We start from the raw sequence: 18,954 nt of genomic DNA, 5'->3' as shown, positions 1-18,954 counted from the left end.
GGATCCGCCCCCCGCCGGAACCGGAACCGGCCTCCGTCCGACCAACTCCGCGTGCCGGGAGCCACCCGGCACCGGACGACGGGAGGGCGACGGATGGGCGGGCTGGACGTACGCATGCGGGGGGTCGCCTGCCGCCACGGCCGGGTCGAGGCGGTCGCCGACGTGGACCTGGAGATCGCGGCGGGCGAGCGCGTCGCGCTGACCGGGACCAACGGCTCGGGCAAGACCACGCTGCTGCGCGCGGTCCTGGGGCTGCACCGCCAGGTGTCCGGCAGCATCCTGGTCGGCGGCCGCGGCACCTGCTCGGCCGCGGAATGGGCCTGGCGGCGGCGCTCCTGCGCCTGGATCCCGCAGAAGCCGGCGGCCGGCCGGTTCCCGCTCCTCGGGGACGAGCTGCTGGCCAGCGGCGGCGCACCGGCCGAAGCGGCCGAAGCGGCACGGAAACTGGGCGTCGGCGCACTGCTCGGCCGGCCGCTGCACACGCTGTCCGGCGGGCAGTTGCAGCGGATGTACCTGGCCCGGGCGATCGGCGCGGTGGCGGCGGGGGCCGAGGTGCTCCTGGCCGACGAGCCGACCGCCGCGCTGGATTTCGACGGCCAGGAGGAGGCGGCCGACGTACTGACCGCCCTGCCGGTGACCCTCGTCGTGGTGACGCACGACCGGGCGCTCGCGCAGCGCTGTGACCGCGTACTGGAGATGGCCGCGGGCCGGCTGCGGGAGGTCGCGTGATCCTCGCGGGCGCCGACCTCGGCGAACTGCTCCAGCTGGTCCCCGTCCAGCGGGCGGGCTTCGCCCTGCTGCTGGCGGCGATCGGCCTGCCGGTGATCGGCGTGGTCATCGTCGGGCTCGACATCATGCCGGTGCGCTTCGCGATGATGCACGTCGCCCTGCTGGGCATCGCGATCGGGCTGCTGACCGGGCTCGATCCGATGCTGTGCGCGCTCGTCGCCTGCGCCCTGGCCGGGGCCGGGGTGGCACCGCTCGCCCGTACCCCGGACGGGCTGTCCAGGGCGATGGGCCTGCTGATGAGCCTGGCCATCGCGGCCGCGCTGCTCGTCCTGGCCGTGTCGGGGGTCAACGCCTCCGGTGCGTTCGCCCTGCTGTGGGGCTCGATCCTGTCCGTGGGCACCGCCGACCTCGTGGTGCTCGGCGCGCTGGCGGCCCTCGTACCGGGGCTGTTCTGGTGGCGGCGGCGCGATGTGGCCCTGCTGCTGTACGACCGTGAGCTGGCCCAGTGTTCGGGCGTCCCCGTCCAGGCGCTGACCGTCGTCCTGCTGGTCCTGGTCGCCGTGGCGGTCGCCGGGGCGATCAAGCTCACCGGCGCGCTGCTCGTCGACGCCCTCACCCTGCTGCCGGCACTCGCGGCGCGCCGCCTGGGCACCTCGCTGCGGTCCATCACCCTGTGGGCGGTCGGCATCGGGGTGGCCGTGAACCTGACCGGGTTCCTCGTCGCCCTGCGGCTCGACTGGCCGCCGGGGCCGGTCCTCGTCCTCACCGCGGGGGCGCTCGTCCTCGCGGTCCATCTCATCCCCGAACGGAGCATCAGCACATGGCGCGCACCCGCGTCCGATTCGCTTCCCTCCTCACACTGACCGCGGCACTGACGGCCCTCGTCACCGGCTGCGGCAACAGCAACGGCAACACCGGCACCTCCTCGAAGGACGCCGCGCCCGGCCACCACGGCGGGAAACCGGTCGTCGTGGTCACGACCACCTGGGAGGGCGCCTTCGCCAAGGCCGCCGGCGCCGAGGACGTCAAGGTGATCGTGCCGCAGTCGGTACACCACGCCCCGGACTACGACCCCAAGCCCTCCGACCTCGCCGCCGTCGGCAAGGCCGACTTCGTGCTCTACGCGCCCTTCGAGCCGTACGCGGCGAAGATCAAGGACGCGGCCGGCTCGAAGGCCGAACTGGTCGAGGTGAACCTCGACAACGACGCCGACAAGGTCAAGGGCGAAGTGGCCAAGCTGGGCAAGCTGTTCGGCACGGAGGAGGCCGCCGCGCGGTGGACGGCGTCGTTCGACGCCGAGTACGCGAAGCTGTCGAAGGACGTCCAGGGTTCCTGGCCTGGCGGGAAGAGCCCGGCGGTCGTCAGCCAGGTGTTCACCACCTGGTCCGCGAAGCTGGCCGGGGCCGCGCCGGTCGGCACCTACGGCCCCGAGGCGGTCACCCCGGCGCAACTCGCCGAGCTCTCCGGGAAGAAGCCCGCCCTGGTGCTGGACAACGCCCACATGTCGACCGGGACCGTCCTGCCCGATTCGGGCGCCCGGCAGATCGAGATCGTCAACTACCCGGGCACGGACCTCGACTTGCTGCCCGTCTACCGCAACGCGGCGGCCGAACTGAAGAAGGCCGCGGGCGCTTCCTGACGCGCGCGGCACACGCGAAGGCGGCGCACGAGGAGGGGGAGAGCAACTCAGGTTGCTCTCCCCCTCCTCGTGTCCCCGGCGTCGCCGGTCCGCGGGCGGGTCAGCCCGCGTGGGCGAGCGGAGGGGCAGGGGCGGCCGGCGTGGGGGCGGTGCGCACGGGCTGCGCCAGCCGCTCGCGCAGGGCGGCGCGGTCGGGCTTGCCGGCCGGCGTGAGCGGGAGTTCCGCGAGCACCAGCAGGTGTTCGGGGTGCTTGCGCCGTTCGAGGCCGCGGCGGGTGAGGTGCTCGCCGAGCGAGTCGAGCGTGGGGGCCTCGGGGCCGCGCGGTACGACGCAGGCCGCGAGGCGCTCGCCCATCAGCCGGTCCGGGATGCCGACGCACACCACGTCCCGTACGCGGGGATGCGCGGCGAGCTCCCGCTCGACCTCGGCGGGGCTGATGTTGGCCCCGCCGCGGATCACGATGTCCTTGAGGCGGCCGACGAGGTGCAGGACCCCGTCCTCGTCGATCAGGCCGAGGTCTCCCGTACGGACCCAGCCCTCGGGGGTGCGGTAGCGGGCGTCCAGCTCCGGGGAGGCCACGTAGCACATCGGGGTCATCGGCCCGCGCGCGATGATCTCGCCGATCTCGCCGTCCGGGAGCTGCTCGTGCGTGTCGGGGTCGGTGATGTGGATGTCCGCGACTCGGGGGTCGGGGCGGCCGGCCACCACCCCCGTGGCGTGCACCTCGGCCTCCGGGGCCTCGTCGCCCAGCCCGGTGTGGCAGTTGACCCCGTCGGCCGAGCCGTAGAGGTTGACGACCCGGCAGCCGAAGGCGCGGGCGGCGTCCTCGGCCGTGGTCTCGTCCAAGGCCGAGCCGCCGAGGACCAGGGCGGTGGGTGCGGGCAGTTCGCCCGCACCCGGCTCAACACCTTCCAGCCGGTCCAGCATCATGCGGACCATCGTCGGGACGCCGAGGATGTGCGTCGGCCGGTGCTCGCGTACGGCGGCCAGGGCGGCCTCCGGGGTGAAGTGGTCGAGCAGGATCAGCGTCCCGCCGTGCCGGGCGAGCGTGACTGCGGTGCCGTTGGACCCGAACGCGGACCCGAGCGGTACGAGGAACAGGCAGCGCGGCGGGGTCCCGTCAGGGATGAGCGAGGCGAGGAAGTTGCCCCGGCCCCCGGCGAGCGCGTTGTGGGAGTACGCGACCATCTTCGGCTCCGCCTCCGACCCGGAGGAGACGAGAATGCGGGCGGCGCTGTCGGGGTCGGGCCGGGCGGGCACGAACGCGGCCGGGTCGGAGCGCAGCAGTCCGGAGAGCGGAATCGTTCCTTCAGGCGCGCTGCCGGCCCGCCCGGCGGCGATGACATGGCGCAGCTCCGGCAGGGCCGGGACCAGGGCCCGCAGCTCGGCGGCAGGGTGGCTGCCCCGGTGTTCGACGGGAGCGATGACCGCGACGGCCTCCGCCCGGCGCAGCAGGGCTTGCGCCTCCAGGCTCCCCCGGCCGACCGGGAAGGGCAGCGCCACCGCGCCGACGGCGGCCAGGGCCAGATCGGCGATGACCGCTCCCCGGCCGTTGGGGAGTTGGACGCCGACCACCTCGCCGGGGCGTATGCCGAGGCCGGCGAGGCCGGCGGCCAGACATCGCACCTTGCGGTCCAGCGCGGTGTAGCAGAGCTTGCCCTTGGCGTCGACGACGGCGGTGGCGTGCAGGTCTGCGATCTGCCGGGCCCGGAACAGGCTGTAGAGGTCGAGGTCGGGGCAGGTCCCGTCGACGGCCCAGCTGCGGCGGAGGCCGGCGGGCAGCAGGTCGTGCAGGGCGACGGTCATAGGAAGCTCCAGGGGTCGGGAACGGCGGGGGCACCGTGCGCGTCGCGGCTGATCGAGCCGGGGAAGCGCGGGTCGTGGTGCAGGTCGGCCGGATCGGCGGTGACGGCGGTCGCGGACAGGCCGTGGGCGCGCAGCTGCGCCAGGGCCTCCGCGGTGGGCAGTTCGCGCAGGTCGTACGCGGCGGCCGCGGGCGCGCAGGCGTCGGTGGGGGTGATCCAGCCGTCCGCGGTGCGCAGCGGCCGCCGGAAGCCGGCCGGCCGGCGCGGGTCCTCTCCGCGCCGCGCCCGGCGCAGGGCCGGGGCGGTGAGCGCGTCGGCGGCTCCGAGCAGCGAGGAGTCGACGCGGACGCCCTCTCCGCCGCTGCGCTCGCGCAGGAGCAGTCCCGCCAGTACGGCCTCGGCGCCCAGGAGTCCGCCCAGTACGTCGAGCAGGGTCATCAGGGAGGGCGCCGGTGCCTCGTCCTGCGGGCGGGCGGCTTCGCCTACGCCGGTGCGGGCCTGCACCATGAAGTCCGTGCCCATCGGGGCGCCGGGGATCCGGCCCGCCCAGCCGCCCGTGTAGGTGTAGACGAGCGCGGGGTTCACGGCGGCCAGGTGGACGGAGTCGAGTCCCAGCGCGGCCGCCTTGCCGGGGGCCCAGTTGTGCAGGAAGACGTCGGCGTCGGCGGCCAACTGGCGCAGTCGGCGCCGGTCGGCGGCGGACTTGATGTCCACTTCGACGGCCCGCTTGCCGCGGTTCAGCGCGAGCCAGCGGGCGGAGATCCCGGAGCAGGCGGGCGGCATTCCGCGCAGCGGGTCTCCGCCCGGGGGCTCGATCCGGACGACATCGGCCCCGAGGAGGCCCAGCAGGTGGGCGGCGAGGGGGGCCTGGATCCGGCGGCCCGCTTCGAGCACGGTCAGCCCGGCCAGCGGCCGGGCGGGGGCGGGGGCCACGGGGTTGCGGTGCGTGGCGCGGGGCCGGTGGCCGAATCCGTACGGGGCGAGGGTCCAGGGCGCGGCGCCGTCGTGTTCGGCCGCGCGCTCGGCGAGGGTCCGCAGTCGGCAGACCTCGGCGCCGGAGGCCGCGGCCGCCGCCTCGATCCGCCGCCAGGTGTGCGTACGGGTGGTGCCGTGCAGGGCCGTCGGGAAGGGTGCGCAGGCGGTGGCGTACCGGAACTGGAACGGCCGCCACCCGGCGCGCACGGCGCCGAAGGGGGCCTCCAGGGCCCGCCAGAACGCGGCCCAGGCGCCCGGGTCGAGGGTCTCCAGCTCGAAGAGGATGCCGTCGGCGGACGTGAACGGCGGCCCACCGGGGGCCAGTTCTGCCGCCTCGCCCTCGTCGGCCCCGGCCGCGGCGAGGTACTGGGAGACCGCCAGCAGCCCGGCCCGGTCGGCGCTCGTGGCCACCCCGGCGGCCCGGCCGCCCCGAGCCTGGGCCAGAAGCCCGGCGAGCAGCCCCTGTACGGCGAGTACGCCCGTGGCGGTGGCGGCGTAGTCCACGGCCAGGCCGCGGGGCGCGCCGTCGCGCCGCCCGTGCACGGCCATGATGCCGGTGGCCGCTTGGACGGTGGCCTCGTCGGTCATACCGCTCGCCCGGTGCCTCGACCAGCTGACGGTCGCGTCCTGCCGGTCGAATTCGCTGCCGGACAAGGAGATGCGCGCCGTACGGCCGTCACGGGGATCGGCCGGCTCCGGTCTCGCTCCCATCCCCGCTCTCGCACCGAGGAGCACCAGGTGTTCCAGGGCCGGGCCGGTCAGTCCGGGCGGTCCCGAGGCGGCGAGGTGCAGTCCTTCGAGCGGCCGGACCGTGCGGGTGACGGCTGGTGAAGCCATGCCTCTCCTCTTCTCGGATGTGCTGATCGCGGGAACCGGGTCGGGTGCGCACCCGACCAGTTCCTCGGGGAGGCAGTCGGACTGTCGTTCCCACGGGTTCCCGGCACGTTGGAGGAAACTGGTGCAGAGCCACGGAGACAGCAGTCACACCCATTCCGAACTCACCTTGATCGACGGTGAGTTGAGAGACCGGGTCGCGGACTTCGTCCGGAGCCGGGTCATGCCCTGCGAGCCCGTACTCGACGCGGGCGGGCCGCACGCCGCGGCGGCCCTCCGGGAGTTGCAAGCCCAGGCTAAGCAGGAGGGCCTCTGGGCATTGCCGCTCCCCGCCGAACTCGGCGGCCAAGGGCTCCCCTTCGCGCAGTACGCGCTGATCGCCGAGGCCGAAGGGGCGAGCGACCACGGACCGGCGGCTCTCGGCTCCGCACCCCTGCTCGACGCGACCATGCTGTGGAAGCACGGCGGCGACCGGGTCCGCGACCGGTACCCCGGCCGGCTGGCCGCCGGGGAGCTGCGCGCCTGCTACGCCATGACGGAACCGGACACCCCGGGCACCGATCCGTTCGGTACCGCGACCCGCGCCGAGGTGCAGCCCGACGGCAGTTGGCGTGTCAGCGGCCGCAAGTGGTTCGTCTCGGGGGCGGCCGGGGCCGATCTGGTGACCGTCCTCGCCCGGACCGACGGGGAGCGGGGGGACCGCGAGGGCCTGTCCCTCCTGCTGGTCGCCACCGACTCCCCCGGCTTCCGCGTCGTACGCGAACTGCCCGTATTCGGGGCCTGCGGCCAGTGGGAGATCGACTTCGACCAGGTCGCAGTGGCCGCCGACCATCTCCTCGGCCGGCGCGGACGAGCCCTGGCCATCGCCGCGGAACGGCTCCAGCTGGGCCGCACCCTGCGCTGCCTGCGCTGGCTCGGCCAGGCCCAGCGCGCCTTCGACCTGATGTGCGCACGCGCCAACTCCCGTACGGGATCCCGCGGTCCGCTGGCCGGCCACCAGCTCGTCCAGCAGCACGTCTTCGAGGCGCTGCTCGCGCTGCGCACCACCCGCCCGCTGGTCCACGAGGCCGCGGCGAAGATCGCCGCCGGCCTGGACGCACACGTGGAGGTGGGGCTGGCCAAGGTCGCCGCGGCCCGGATGCTCCAGCAGGTCGCGGACGCGGCCATCCAGGTGCACGGAGCGGCCGGGCTCGGCCCCGACACCCCGCTGCCGGCGCTCTTGCGCACCGGCCGCGCGGCCCGCATCCTCGACGGCCCGGACGAGCTCCACATCACCTCGGTGGCCCGCCGGGTACTCCGTACGTACGAGAAGTACGAGAAGTACGAGACGTAGAGCCCTCTAAACGTCCCCGATCTCGACCAGCCCGGTCAGCGCCGCCAGGCCGAGCGCCAGGAAGAAGTCGCCCCACACCAGCTCGTGCCGTACCGCAATGCCCTTCCCGGCGTCGTAGCAGCCGTCCAGCAGCATGCCCCGGGTCAGGTGCTCGCCCACCAGGCGCTCCAGGATCGCGGCGGCCCGGTACGCGTACTGCGACGCGGCCGGGCAGCCCGGCACCCGGGCCAGTTTCAGCAGGGCGACGGCCGCGATGGCGGCGGCGGAGGTGTCCAGAGGGCCGGCGGGCAGCGCCTCGTCCGCCAGGGGAACGAACGGGGTGCAGGGCCGCGTCCACGCGTCGGCCAGCCGCTGCGCCGCCGCCTCCAGCCGGTCCGGGGCGCTCCGGGCGATCTCGGGGCGGTGCAGGGCGTCGGCCACCGCCAGCAGCAGCCAGGCGCTGCCCCGGGTCCAGCCCGCCGAGGGTTCCCCGCACGCCCGCCAGCCCGCCTCGGCGTCGAACTCCCAGGCCGGTACGGTGCGTCCGCCCGCGCCGAGGCAGAGGTCGAGATGCCGGTGGAGGTGGGAGGCGGCGGCCCGTTCGCCGTCCGGGCCCGCTGCGGCGAGCAGCGCCACCATGCCGGGTACGCCGTCGACCCGGGCCAGCAGCCGGGGGCCGCCGAAGGCCGACCCCCAGGGCACCAGCCCGAGTTCGGGGTCCAGCGCGGCCAGCGCGGCCTTGGCCGCCCGAGTCCGCAGCTCCCGAGCCCCGGCGTCACCGCCGGCGAGCGCCGTCCCGTACCAGAGGATCAGCCCGCGCGTCGCGGTGTCGGCCTCGGCCCAGTCGGCCAGCCGTGCCGTGCACGCGGCGGCGGCCGCCCGGTCGCCCGCGTCCCCGGTGTGCCGGGCCCGCAGCCACAGCAGCCCGGCCCAGAACCCGCCGGTCCACGCACCGCGGCCGGTGGTCGTCCAGCGGCCGGTGTCCGGGTCGGCGTACAGCGGGAACCGGTCGCCGGTCTCGGTACGGGTGGCGGCGGCCCGGTCGAGTACGTCGGCCAGCGCCCGCCCGGCCCAGTTCGCCGGTGTCACGCCGGGACCTCCGTACGCGGGCCGCGCCGCCGTTCCCGTACGGCCCAGGCCGTCGCGACGGCGGCGGCCGCGGTGAACTCGGCGGCGACCAGCAGCCAGCCCGGCCCGTACCGGCCCGCCTGCGCCAGCAGTCCGAACAGCGGCGGCCCGACCGCGAACCCGGCGAAGAACCCGGCGGCGACCAGCGCGGAGTCCTGGCCGGCCCGGCCCGGCGCGGCCCGCTGCATCACCAGCACCATCGAGACGGCGTTGCCGGAGACGGCGAAGACCCCGACGGCGACGGCCGCGACCCAGACCAGCGGCGGCGCGTACAGCGCGGCTGCCAGCAGGCAGGCGGCCAGTACGGCGCCGGCCGCCAGCGCGCCGGGCAGCCACTCGGCGCGCCCCGGCCGGGCCGCCTTCGACCAGCCCACCCGGCCGGCGATGCCCGCGACACCGAGGACCGCCACCAGGGCCGCGGCCTCGGTCGGCCCCATGCCGAGCTTCCGGACGCCGAAGAGGGCCACGTACGTATTGACCGAGGCGATTCCGCAGCCCAGGAAGAGGGAGAAGACCGCGAGCCAGGCGATGGCGCCTCTCGGGACGAGCGAAGCGACCGGAGCCGCGGCCTTCGCCGGCGGATCCGCGGGCAGGGCGCGGTGCGCCCAGAGGGCGGCCGGCGCGGCCGCTGCGGCGGCCGTCCATACGGCGCCGCGCCAGCCGACGCTTCCGGCCAGCGCCGCCAGCGGCAACCCGGCGGCGAACGCGCCGAGTTGGACGCCGGACTGCTTCATACCGGTCACCGATCCATGCCGGGCGGGCGGAACGGCGGCCAGGATCGCCTTGTTGGTCGCCGGATTGGCGAGCGCCTGCGGCAGTCCGCCCAGCGCCACGGCGGCGAGGAGGAACCCCGGGCCGGGCGCTGCGCCGATCAGCCCGAGCGCGGCCGCGGACACCAGCAGCAGGACGACGAGGCAGCGGCGCGGGCCCGTCCGGTCCACCATGCGGCCGCCGACCGGCGAGAGCACGGCCGCCGTTCCGAAGCCGATCGTGGTCGTCAGGCCGAGGACGGTCGGTGAGACCCCCAGTTCGTCCACGAGGCGCGGGCCGAACGCGCCGAGCAGGAAGAGCTGGAGCATCGAGAAGGCCATCGCACACGTGAGCAGCGCCGTCAGCCGGCCGTCAGCCGCCGCCCCGGCGGTCTTCTCCGATGCCGTCCGCTCCCCCACGCTGACTCCGTTCCCATGGCCGCCATTTCGGTCCAGGGCAGGAGTCGGAGCAGTGAACCAGTGGGTTCCCAAGGCCTGTTGTGGCGTGCGACACATATGGTTTTGTCCGGTCGTGCCAATTCCCGGCGCCCCTCTGTGGCCGTCTTCAGAGGGGTGCGACGATGAGCCCGCCATGACTCCCGGTCGATGTTGCCGCGCATTCAGGGCCGCGTTGTTCGCGGCCATCTGCGTGCTGCTCGCATCCCTCGGCCACCTCCTCATGTCGGGGACGACCGTCCCCTGGTGGGCGATGGCAGCGGCCGTGGGGGCCACCGGAGCGGTCGCGTGGATCCTCGCCGAGCGCGAACGCGGCCTCCTGGCCGTCACCTCCGCGACCGTCGGCGTCCAGGCCGCCCTGCACACCGGGTTCGCACTGGCCCAGGCAGCGGCCCGCCCGTCGATGGACCCGCCACCGCCGCCCGGCACGGGCGGGCACGCCCACCACGCCGCGCACGCGATGACCGACGGCGGCATGACCGTGCAGACGCAGATGCAGATGCACATGCCGATGCCCGCCGCCGGGCACGACATCGGCTCCACGTCACCCACCGGCATGCTGGCCGCGCACCTCCTCGCCGCCCTGCTCTGCGGGCTCTGGCTCGCGTACGGGGAACAGGGCGCGTTCCGCGTCCTGCGCGCCCTGGCCGGGTTGCTGCTCGTACCGCTGCGCTGGACCTTCCGGCTCCCCCTGCCCGCCGGCCGGCCGCACCCGCGCGTGGGCCCCGACCTCCGCACCCGACCGCTGCGCGGTCTCCTGCTCGTCCACGCCATCACCTCACGGGGTCCGCCTCCCGGGACCGCTGTCATCTGACAGCCGGCTCACCGACGCGCGCGAAGCCGCACCGCTGCGCGCCTCGGTCATCGGCCTCGCCGTCCGGCGGGCCGTACCCCTCACCGGCCCGCTCACCGGCCCGCCCCGCCATCCAGTGCGCACGCGGCGCCGGATCCGGATCCCGGATTCCCAGAAGGACATCAGGCGATGACCCCTGCCCTGCTTCCCCGTCCGACCGCCGCCGAGACGGCACCCGCACGCCACACCGGCGGCCCGGACGAGTCGACGACCCTGCTGGCGCTCGCCGCGCGGGACGGCGACCCCGACGCGGTGGACCGCTTCGTACGCGCCCTGCACCGCGACGTCCGGCGCTACGTGGCCTACCTCAGCGCCGATCCGCAGTCGGCGGACGACCTGACCCAGGAGACCTTCCTGCGCGCCCTGGGCAGCCTGCACCGCTTCGAGGGCCGCTCCTCCGCCCGTACGTGGCTGCTGTCGATCGCCCGGCGCACGGTCATCGACAGCCTCCGCCACAAGGCGGCCCGCCCCAAGATCTCGGACCGGGACGACTGGCAGACCGCCGCCGAACGTGCCCAGCCGCGCGATCTGCCCGGCTTCGAGGACGGGATCGCCCTCGCGGAGCTGCTGGGGACGATCCCCGCCGAGCGCCGCGAGGTCTTCGTCCTCACCCAGGTGCTGGGGCTCCCGTACGCCGAGGCGGCGAGCGCGCTCGGCTGCCCGATCGGCACGGTCCGCTCCCGCGTCGCGCGCGCCCGTACCTCGCTCGTGGAGCTCCTCACGGACGCCGAGGCCGAAGCTCCGGCCGCCGCCTGACCCCCGGCCGGGGCAGGCTCCGAAGCTCCTGCCCCGGCCCTGTGGGGTGTCTAGCCACCGCCCTTCAGCCGGCGGATGACCTCATCGGAGACACGTCGTTGGAGGTCTGCGAGTTGCTCGGGGGTGTACGCCGTGAGATCGCCCGGGTCCTTGGCGGCGCCGCCCGGGCTCTGGCCCGCCTGTTGCTGTTTCTGTTTCTCCTGCTCCCTGCGCTGGAGTTCCTGCTCCTCCGGCGATCCGGGCGCCGCGTACGCGCACTTGATGAGGGCTCCGTCGGCGGCCTTCAGGCAGGTCGCCTCGCGTCCGCCCACCTGGCCCCGGCCCTCCACCCGGTACCGGATGTTCTGCGCGCTGCCGATCGTGGCGGTCCAGGTGCTGCCGCCGGTCGGCACGACCTCGAACACCTGGTCGTCGTTGTAGCAACAGACGTCCCGGTACTCGGCCTTGATCAGCGCGACGAGCGCCTGCGGCGACGACCACGTCGGATCGAGCCGGTGGACGGTCATCGGGGCGAGTCCGCCACCCTGGTGGCGGGTCGGCACGGTCGACACGGCGACCACCGAACTGGCCTCACCCTGGGGAGTGAGGGGGGTGACGTACGCGCTGCGCCCGCTCGCGTCGCGGTACTGGAGGGTGAACTCCGACTCGTTGCCCGCATTGGCCCCGTCCTCGGAGGCGTCCCAACCGCTGCGCTCGAACCACCAGTCGCTGAAGCTGCCGACGGCGGCGGTCCCCTCCCGCTGCCGGGCCGCGAGACTGAGCGGATAGGACGGGCCGGGTACCCCGGCCGTATCGTTGGTGATCGTGAGCTTCCCGGTCCGCCCGTCGTAGAGCGCCAGTCCGGCGGGCCGTTCGGTCACCACCAGGATCCCGGTCTGGCGTTTGAGCGGGACGACCACGATCGGGGTGTCGCCCGAGCAGGTCACGTACGCGTCGTCGGCGTCGAAGCGCACCCAGCGCTGCTTGGCCGAGATCTGTCGGCCGAGGTTGTGGCCGAACCAGCCGCCGATCCGCGCGTCGGCCTTGTCGATGTCGAACGAACAGCGCTGCTGGCTGCGGCTGTTGCCGCCGAGCGGGATGTCCTGCTCAAGGCCGACCTCGTACCCGGAGAGCCAGCCGCGCCGCTCGACGAGGGTCGCGAACCGGTCCGAGTCGGGCAGGTAGGTGATGTCGGAGATCTCGCCGGTGACATCGCCGAGGTGCGGGGCGGCCTGCGCCTTGCCGACCACATAGGGTGCGCGGGCCGCCAGTTCGGGCACCGGCCCGCTCACGATCTGCACGCTCTGCATGTACGCCCGGTCCTGGAGGTACGACCCGTACACCAGCCACCAGATCCCGATGCCCAGCCCGAGGACGGCGCCCAGCCATCCCAGGACCACCGCGGTACTCCCGCCGCCGCCTGCGCCCCTCTTGCGCCGGACGAGCTTCACCGCCAGCCCCGCCAGCAGGAGGAGGGCGACGAGCAGCAGCGGCGCGGCCAGCCAGGACAGGAGCTTGCGGCCCTCCCAGACGATGATCGTCGTGGCGTACGAGGCCCACCAGAAGAAGAGCCCCGCCAGAAGAACGGGTGTCCCCACCCACAATGCCCGCGACACCTGTGATGCCCGCGATGCCTGACCCATGACCGCCCCCCGACGTCAGCCTGCCCAATTGTGTACTGGACACGGGGAGTTGTCAGCCACTCGACGAGTTCCGGGCGCCCGGGTCAGCGAGCGGCCGCAGGGGCCGGACACCTCGGGAGCGACGGGCGGTCCTTCGTGCGTACGGCCGGCAGCCAGGCGATGGCACCCGGGTCGGCGCTCGGGTCGGCATTCGGGTCGGCATTCGGGTCGGCATTCGGCAGGCGGACCCGGAACCAGTGCGTGGAGCGGGTGTCCGACTCGTCGATGACCACTTCGCCGCGCAGCAGTTGGCAGTCGGCGTCGAGAACATCGGCGTGCCAGACGCGGAGCGGCACGACGTTCCCGGCGATGTACGGCCGCATGGGGTCGATCGCCAGGCCCAGACTGCACTGCGGGTCCCGGTCCGTACGCTCCTGGCACGCCTTCTCTGCGTTGAACACCCGTACATGGAGCGGTGGTTCGGCCGTCCCGACCTGTGCGGCGGCGTCCCCCTCCGAGCCGGCGTGCCCCGCGAACGACCAGATCGCGGAACCGACCGCACCGCACGCCGCGAGGGCGAAGAGGGCGATCCGCGTGGCCCGCCGAAGGCGGCGCGTCCGGGTCGGGGCCGCGGTCCGACCCGCCTGCCGGTCCGCGATGCGCTCCAGCAGGCTCTCGGCGGTGTGCGCTGCGCGCGCGGCATGCGTCGGGGCGAGGCAGTCGGTGGCCAGCGCGCGCCAGAACTCCGGGACCCCGTTGGCCATGCGCAGGGGCGCGCGCCCCGCCGCGTACTCCTGTACGGCGGCGCCCCGCGCCACCGGCGTGGCTCCGGAGAACAGCGGGGCGCCCGAGGCGAACACCTCGTGGATCACGATGCCCAGGGCCCAGATGTCGGCGCTCGGACGGATCTCCACGCCCAACTCCCCCAGCGGGGCCCTCCAGCGCTCGGGCGGGAGGTAGTCCAAGGTGCCCATCGGGGGCCCGTGCCCGTGCGTACCGGTGGTCAGCTCGGCGGCGAGCCCGAAGTCCGAGAGCTTGACCGAACCGTCCTCGCCGATGAGGACGTTCTCGGGCTTGAGGTCGGCGTGCACCCAGCCGGCGCCGTGCAGATGGGCCAGCCCCTCGCAGATCCCGGCGATCAGCCGGGCACCTTCGGCCTCGCTCACCCCGGCGTCGAGCAGATCGCGCAGGCTGCCCTTCGCCCGCTCCATGACCAGGACGATCGCGCCGTCCAGCGCCGGGTGGTCCGGTGCGCCGAGGACGGTGCTGTCCAGCAGCCGGATGAGCCGCGGATGCCCCGCCCGTACGCCGATCTCGACCTCGCGCCGGGCCGCCTCGGCGACGCTGCGGGCCTGGCGCGGTGCGAGTCCGGAGGTCGGCATGATCTTGAGGGCGACCTCGGCGGGCTCCGTGACCGCCGCACCCCGCCCCGGCCCGGCGGCGCTCACCGCGCGCCCGTCGGCCGGCCGGCCCGCGTACACGGTGGCCCAACCCCCGGACCCGATCGGCTCGGTGACCACCCAGTCGCCCACCCGGTGGCCCGCGGGCAGCAGTTCGGTGTGGGTGCTGTCCCACGAGGCGCCCGGACCGTCCGGACCCTGCACGCGCATCACGTCGCCTACCGCCCCCGCGCGCCCGCTTCGGCCCGGGGCGGCAGCAGCGCGAGGTGCTCCTCCCGTACGATGCCGAACTTCAGCGCGAGCCCGACGACCGCGTCCCGCTTGCCGTTGCGGCGGTCCGCGCCACCAACACCGCCGCCCGCACCCGCTTCGAGCGCGGCGGACGCGACGCCGATGCGGAGCTTCTCGTCGGCCAGGTAGTCGATGTGCGAGCTGACCGCGCGCGCCGTCAGCCTGCCGCCGGTGGCATGGCCCCGCAGCCGCTCGACGACCTGCGGGGTGGTGGGCACCGAGACCGGCGACCGGTCGCGCAGCCAGGGTTCGCAGAGCGCGACGAGCACCAGGAAGTACGTGGCCGTCTCGTCCAGGGAGTACGCCGTGACGGTGCGGCTCGCCCAGGAGCCGCCCGCACCGGGCGGGTCCAGGTAGACGTGGTCGGGCGCGAACACCTGGAAGGAGACGGTGGTGCCGCGGCGCGTGGGCAGCACCACCCGGGAGAACTCGAACGGGATGGGCGCCCCGGCCCGGCGCGGAGACACCCGCAGGTACTCGCCGGCTCCCTCCGGGTTCTCCACGAGATAGCTCTGGGTGGTGCTGTGGTTGGTCAGCTGCCAGTGGTCGTCGGTGACCCGGATCTCCCCGGCCAGCCGGGAGATCGCCTCGTCGGCGAGCCGCAGTTCGACTGGGGTCGCCGACGAACCGCGCCCGAACCGCGCGACCTCGCCCGGCCCGAGCCGTAACGTCACCGCGCCACCGCCCGGCTCCCCGTCGGCGCCGCCGCCGCTCCCCTGCGGCAGATGGACGACTATGCCGCTCACCACTCCCCCTGTACGACGTGCTGACAAGACGTCGTACAGGGAACGTTACCGGTTGGCGGCCTGACCACAGGGTGGTACTCCGGCCATTTCCCGGGCCGCGCGAGCGCGGCCTCAGTACCCGGGAGAGCCTGCCGGGAGCGGCGCCACCAGGCGTTCCCCGAAGGCGTTCCACGCGCCCCAGCCGCCACTGGGCCGGTCCTGGACCCGGGTACGGATCCGGCCATCGGCGGTGACGGCGAAGACGTGGATGCGGCCGGTGGCGTCGGCCGCGGCCGTGGGGGTGGCCGCGAGCGGCACTCCGGGCTCGCCGAACTCCTCGGCCGGAGCCCAGGTCCCGCCGGAGTCGGCGTACCAGCGGTGGCCGAGCCGGGAACCGCCGGGCGACAGCGCGAAGGCCTCCAGCCGGCCGTCGGCGCTGGGCGCGAGCGCCGGGGCCGACGCCGACCAGCCGAACAGGTGCTGCCAGTCGCCCCAGCCGCCGCTGGGTACGGTCTGGCGCCGGTGGAACGTGGCCAGGCCGGAGGGGGCGATGGCGGCGACGGTGAGCCTGCCCGTACCGTCCCGTGCCGCGCGCGGCGCGCCGCCGGCGGCCGTACCGAACGCCTGCCATCCCGCGGCCCAGGCTCCGCCCGGGGCCTCCTGCCAGCGGTGGTGGATCGCGGAGCCGCCCGGGGCGAGGGCGAACACCTCCAGCCGGCCGTCGGCGTTGGCGGCGACGGCCGGGGGCGCGCCGACCGGTCCGCCGAACCCCCCGTCCCACGCGTCCCAGGTCGGCGAGCCGGGCGACCACTGTCGCCGCCGTGCGAGGGAGGCGCCGCCGGGGGCCGGCGCGAAGACTTCCAGCCGGCCGTCGGCACCCCGGGCGACGGCGGGGGCGGCTCCCGCCGGTCCGCCGAACTCCTCCCAGTCGTACCAGCCGCCGTCGGGCCGCTGCACCCGGTGGTGCAGGTTGGCGCCGCCCGGGGCGAGGGAGAAGACCTCCAGCCGGCCGTCGGCGTTGCGGCCGAGGGTGGGGACCGCCCCGGCCGGCCCGCCGAAGGACTCCCACGGCGCCCACGCGTCGGACTCCGGGTCGAGCTGGACGCGCCGCAGCATCGACCGGTCACCTGCGTCGAGGGCGAACACCGTCAGCCGGCCGTCCACGTCGAGTGCGGCGACCGGGTTGTCCATGCTCTGCCACGGCGGTGGTGCGTCGTCCCGCCAGAGCAGGGGTGCCACGTACAGGCCTTGGCGGAACCAGCCCGCGGCGCTCGCGTACCAGTCCTGCCCGTCGGAGACCACCTCGACGGCGTGGCCGGGGACGTGGCCCGCGTAATCGCCCTGGCCAAATCGGAACGGGTCCCGGGACGCGAACACGTCCGTACCCTCGTAGCCGCCGCGGGGTCCGATGAACAGGTGGTACCAGCCGTCCCGTTCGACCACGCACGGAGACTCGGTGACCGAGAGCGTCGCGTCGGTGCTCGGGTCGGTGAAGGCGGTCTCCGGCGCGCTCCAGTGCACCAGGTCGGCGGAGCGCCGTACGGCCACGATGTGGCGGCCGTGCGGGGCGGACAGCTCGGTGTAGTACATGACCCACTCGTCGGCGACCCGCAGCACCATCGGATCGCGTGCCGCGAGCCCTCGGAAGAGGGGGCCGGACGGGACGCGGGTCCAGGTGAACAGATCGGTGGACGTCGCGAGGTTGATCGCGGCGCCGCTGCGGCCGCCGGCGGCGTAGAACATCCAGTACGTCCCGCCCGCCTCGACCACGTGCGGGGCCCACAGGTGCTCCTCGCCGAAGTACGACCGGTCGACGGTCAGCGCGTCGGGGTGCGTGGTCCACGGCCCGTACGGATCCGGGGCGGAGGCGTGGGCGAAGGTGACCTCGGCCGCGCTGTCCGGGGACTCACCGGGCCGTGCGCTGTCGCCGACGATGCCGAACAGGTGCCATCGCCCGGACGCCTTGATCAGCGTGTGGTCGTTGAGGTAACGCTGCCTGCCGGGTACGGACGGATCGTGGACGTGGGTGAACGGCCCGGCTCCGATCCACCGGTGCGGTGGGACCGTCGCGGCCGCGCTGCCCGTCCCCGGCAGCGCGAGCGCGCCCGCGGCGGCGGCCGCACCCCGCAACACGCGCCGTCTGCTGATCGGATGCACGGGCACCTCCGGGGTCAGTTGACGGCGGGGCCGGAGGTGCCGCTCACCCAAGCCCATTCGGACCAGGTGGTGAATCCGGTCTGCCATTTGTGGTGGACGCCGGCGCTGCTGGTGCCGAACACCTCGATGCGGCCGTCGGCGTTGGCGGTGGCGGCGACTTCGCTGCCGCCACCGCCGAACTCGGCCCACTGTTCGTACGGGGCGTTGACCCCGCTCTGCCAGATGTGCTGGGCGGTGGTCGCATTCATGGCGAAGACCTCGACGCGGCCGTCCGGCGACCGTTCACTGGTGAGCTGGGAGTCGGCCGGACCCCCGGTGGGTTCCCAGCCGGACCAACCGGACGCACCCGTCTGGTATTTGTGGAAGACGCCGACCGGTCCGGAGGCGAAGACCTCCAGGCGGCCGTCCTGGTTGTGGTCCACGGTCAGGTCGCGACCGCCGCCGCCGAAGTCCTCCCAGGCCGACCAGCCGCCGTTGACCGCCGTCTGGTACAGGTGCTGGAAGGTGTCGCCGTTCAGGGCGAAGACCTCCAGACGCCCGTCGAGGGACTTCTCCATCTCGATCCGGCTGTTGGCCGGACCGCCGCCGGCGGGCTCCCATTCGGACCAGCCGCCGCTCGGCGCGCTCTGGTACCTGTGGAACACCCCGACCGGACCGGAGGCGAACACCTCCAGCCGACCGTCGCCGTTCGCGCCGACCGCGATGTCCTTGCCGCCCCCGCCGAAGGACTCCCAGCCGGACCAGCCGCCCGAGGGCTGGAGCTGGTAACGGTGGGAGAAGGTGTTGTCGTTGATGGCGAACAACTCCAGCCGGCCGTCGGCGTTGGGGCCGATCGCCAGCTCCGCACCGCCCGGGCCGCCCAGGGCCTCCCACTCGGACCACGAGCCGTTCACCGTGTTCTGCCAGGCATGGTGGATGCCGTCGGCCCCGGCCGCGAAGACCTCCAGCCGGCCGTCCGCCGACCGGGCCGACACCACCCGGCCCGACTCCGCCGGGTACGTCAGCGGGCCCGGTCCGGGTTCGTGGTGACCGAGCCGGTCCACCGCGGCCCGGGCCTCGTCCATGTGCCGCCAGTGCACGCCCGCGGTGTACGTGGACCAGGGCTCCCAGTTCGTACCACCGGCGGAGATCTTGAAGGCGGCATTCGCGTTGCACTGGGCGTCGTACGCGCAGGTGTCGTCGACCTCGGAGTGCCAGTAGTCGTTGATCTGCCACAGGCCGCGGTCCCTGGACGGGGGCCGATTGTTCTGGACGTTGGTCGCCGACGGGTTGCAGCTGGACTCCGCGAGGGCTACGGCGACGGCGGTCACCAGGCCGTCGCCGCGAAAGCCCGCGTTGTAGCCGGTCTGCGCGCACAGATCGCTCGACGCGGCGGATGCGGGCGAGGCCCCGGCGACCGGTCCCGCCGCGCCGAGCAGCACGGCCAGCGCCGGTGCGGCCAGGCGGCGGGCGGCGCGGCTCCGCGGTGACGGCGTCGTTCCGGTGGGTAAGGAGCGCTGGGTTCTGGACAACTGCTTCCCCCTTCGGGCGTGCTGGGTGCAGG

15 protein-coding genes are annotated in these 18,954 nt (G+C 74.5%); 6 read left to right on the top strand and 9 right to left on the bottom strand.

The window, feature by feature from the left end:
* Positions 1-93 precede the first annotated feature (93 nt).
* The 3 genes from OG509_RS34315 to OG509_RS34305 are packed head-to-tail and all read left to right on the top strand — an operon-like array spanning position 94 to position 2,368.
* Positions 94-729, top strand: a complete 636-nt coding sequence (locus OG509_RS34315) for a metal ABC transporter ATP-binding protein (RefSeq protein WP_403726341.1) — start codon at positions 94-96, stop codon at positions 727-729.
* Entirely contained in the window at positions 726-1,592 is an 867-nt protein-coding gene (locus OG509_RS34310) for a metal ABC transporter permease (RefSeq protein WP_406186470.1), read from the top strand. The genes OG509_RS34315 and OG509_RS34310 overlap by 4 nt, the downstream gene beginning before the upstream one ends.
* The gene (locus tag OG509_RS34305) at positions 1,550-2,368 is read left to right on the top strand and encodes an ABC transporter substrate-binding protein (RefSeq protein WP_406186469.1); all 819 of its coding nucleotides are present in this window, start codon (positions 1,550-1,552) and stop codon (positions 2,366-2,368) included. The genes OG509_RS34310 and OG509_RS34305 overlap by 43 nt, the downstream gene beginning before the upstream one ends.
* A gap of 100 nt (positions 2,369-2,468) precedes the next feature.
* Here OG509_RS34305 and OG509_RS34300 read toward each other — a convergent pair whose 3' ends face one another.
* Positions 2,469-4,175, bottom strand: coding sequence for a class I adenylate-forming enzyme family protein (locus OG509_RS34300; protein ID WP_406186468.1), 1,707 nt, complete (start codon positions 4,173-4,175; stop codon positions 2,469-2,471).
* Positions 4,172-5,986 (bottom strand): CoA transferase, encoded by a 1,815-nt coding sequence (locus OG509_RS34295; RefSeq protein WP_406186467.1) that lies wholly within the window; start codon positions 5,984-5,986, stop codon positions 4,172-4,174. Before OG509_RS34295 ends, OG509_RS34300 begins: the two co-directional genes overlap by 4 nt.
* Before the next feature lie 166 nt (positions 5,987-6,152).
* Here OG509_RS34295 and OG509_RS34290 point away from each other — a divergent pair, with 166 nt between their 5' ends.
* The gene (locus OG509_RS34290) at positions 6,153-7,316 is read left to right on the top strand and encodes an acyl-CoA dehydrogenase family protein (protein ID WP_406187765.1); all 1,164 of its coding nucleotides are present in this window, start codon (positions 6,153-6,155) and stop codon (positions 7,314-7,316) included.
* A gap of 6 nt (positions 7,317-7,322) precedes the next feature.
* Here OG509_RS34290 and OG509_RS34285 read toward each other — a convergent pair whose 3' ends face one another.
* Positions 7,323-8,384, bottom strand: coding sequence for a sugar ABC transporter permease (locus OG509_RS34285; RefSeq protein WP_406186466.1), 1,062 nt, complete (start codon positions 8,382-8,384; stop codon positions 7,323-7,325).
* Entirely contained in the window at positions 8,381-9,592 is a 1,212-nt protein-coding gene (locus OG509_RS34280) for an MFS transporter (protein WP_406186465.1), read from the bottom strand. Before OG509_RS34280 ends, OG509_RS34285 begins: the two co-directional genes overlap by 4 nt.
* A gap of 229 nt (positions 9,593-9,821) precedes the next feature.
* Here OG509_RS34280 and OG509_RS34275 point away from each other — a divergent pair, with 229 nt between their 5' ends.
* Together OG509_RS34275 and OG509_RS34270 are read left to right on the top strand one after the other, a co-directional pair.
* Positions 9,822-10,442 (top strand): hypothetical protein, encoded by a 621-nt coding sequence (locus OG509_RS34275; RefSeq protein ID WP_406186464.1) that lies wholly within the window; start codon positions 9,822-9,824, stop codon positions 10,440-10,442.
* A 168-nt stretch (positions 10,443-10,610) separates the two neighbouring features.
* Positions 10,611-11,237, top strand: coding sequence for a sigma-70 family RNA polymerase sigma factor (locus tag OG509_RS34270; RefSeq protein ID WP_385590135.1), 627 nt, complete (start codon positions 10,611-10,613; stop codon positions 11,235-11,237).
* A 50-nt stretch (positions 11,238-11,287) separates the two neighbouring features.
* Here the strand turns inward: OG509_RS34270 and OG509_RS34265 are convergent, their stop codons facing one another.
* The 5 genes from OG509_RS34265 to OG509_RS34245 form a co-directional block, all read right to left on the bottom strand.
* Positions 11,288-12,814: a hypothetical protein gene (locus tag OG509_RS34265; RefSeq protein ID WP_406186463.1), complete on the bottom strand. Its 1,527-nt coding sequence runs from the start codon at positions 12,812-12,814 to the stop codon at positions 11,288-11,290.
* 128 nt (positions 12,815-12,942) lie between these two features.
* Positions 12,943-14,448, bottom strand: coding sequence for a serine/threonine-protein kinase (locus OG509_RS34260; protein ID WP_406186462.1), 1,506 nt, complete (start codon positions 14,446-14,448; stop codon positions 12,943-12,945).
* Positions 14,449-14,456: 8 nt separating this feature from the next.
* On the bottom strand, positions 14,457-15,275 hold the full coding sequence (locus OG509_RS34255; protein WP_406186461.1) for a serine/threonine protein kinase: 819 nt from the start codon (positions 15,273-15,275) through the stop codon (positions 14,457-14,459).
* Between the two features lie 111 nt (positions 15,276-15,386).
* Positions 15,387-17,411, bottom strand: a complete 2,025-nt coding sequence (locus tag OG509_RS34250; protein ID WP_406186460.1) for a family 43 glycosylhydrolase — start codon at positions 17,409-17,411, stop codon at positions 15,387-15,389.
* Positions 17,412-17,425: 14 nt separating this feature from the next.
* On the bottom strand, positions 17,426-18,922 hold the full coding sequence (locus OG509_RS34245; RefSeq protein ID WP_406186459.1) for a hypothetical protein: 1,497 nt from the start codon (positions 18,920-18,922) through the stop codon (positions 17,426-17,428).
* Positions 18,923-18,954: the final 32 nt, after the last annotated feature.

The sequence above is a fragment of the Streptomyces sp. NBC_01006 genome (assembly GCF_045162725.1).
In the GTDB taxonomy this organism is placed as follows: Bacteria; Actinomycetota; Actinomycetes; order Streptomycetales; family Streptomycetaceae; genus Streptomyces.
Note: the sequence above shows the minus strand (reverse complement) of the source record. Positions and strands in the feature narration are given on the sequence as shown.